The 890-nt window shown below is 29.2% G+C and carries 1 pseudogene; it reads left to right on the forward strand.

Features of this window, described 5'->3' with window-relative positions:
- Positions 1 to 806 (forward strand): annotated as a pseudogene (locus tag HU235_RS10910) (hypothetical protein); the annotation flags it as partial.
- Positions 807 to 890 lie beyond the last annotated feature (84 nt).

Raw genomic sequence — 890 nt, forward strand, 5'->3', positions numbered from 1 at the left:
TGCTAATTTATACGGTAAGAAAGAAAAATGACAAGAGCTTATTAGTATTGCTTTTTTCAAACATTGGTTTTGCCTATTTATTTGAGGCAGTAGTCTTAAACTTTTTAAGAGGATATACGTATTTACCAAAAATAGTGAAAAATAAAGTTCATGATAATATATTAGGTGCTGTCTTTTCACAGGCTATTTATGTGCCGATTGTTGCTACCTTTATATCCGCATTCAAGTTAAATTGGAAGTGGAAGGTGTTATTTTCTACTTATTTTTCAATCATTGAGAGGCTATTTATAAAATGGAAAATCTTTCGAACAAAGTGGTGGAAGACTTCATATACATTCATCTTCACATTTGTCTATTTTTTCTTAAGTGACAGTTGGAATAAATTATTAAGGAAAAATTATTTTCTCGTTAGAAAAATAACAGAATACTTATCGATTTATTCAATAGGTTCGACAGGATTATTTTTTCTAGCTATATTCAAAAATTTCAAATTAGGTAGGGGTCGTATCCATACATGGAAAGAGCATTACACGATGATTCCCTTTTTTGCTTCTAGCTTTGCCTTGATTCAGATAGGGTTGAATCAATTGAAATCGAGAAGGGGGAAATTATTGTTATTCATTTGTGTTAATGGAATTGATTTCCTTTTAAAAAGACTGAATTTGTTAAAGGATAATGAATCATTAAAATATCTAATTTTGCATCATCTATTAGGATACTTTATTTCAAAGAAAGTGCTGAAATTTGTTTCAACTACGATGAAATCAGAGGAAATAAAAGAGCAAACATCTTTTCCAAACAAATAATAGGTTTAGGAGAGGATGTTTGCTCGAATCTTGTATAAAGTTAATGATTGTTTAAAATATATTTTTCAATTGCATGTGCTACAC

Origin of the sequence: Metabacillus niabensis (assembly GCF_902829255.1) — a bacterium.
Classification (GTDB): domain Bacteria; phylum Bacillota; class Bacilli; order Bacillales; family Bacillaceae; genus Metabacillus; species Metabacillus niabensis.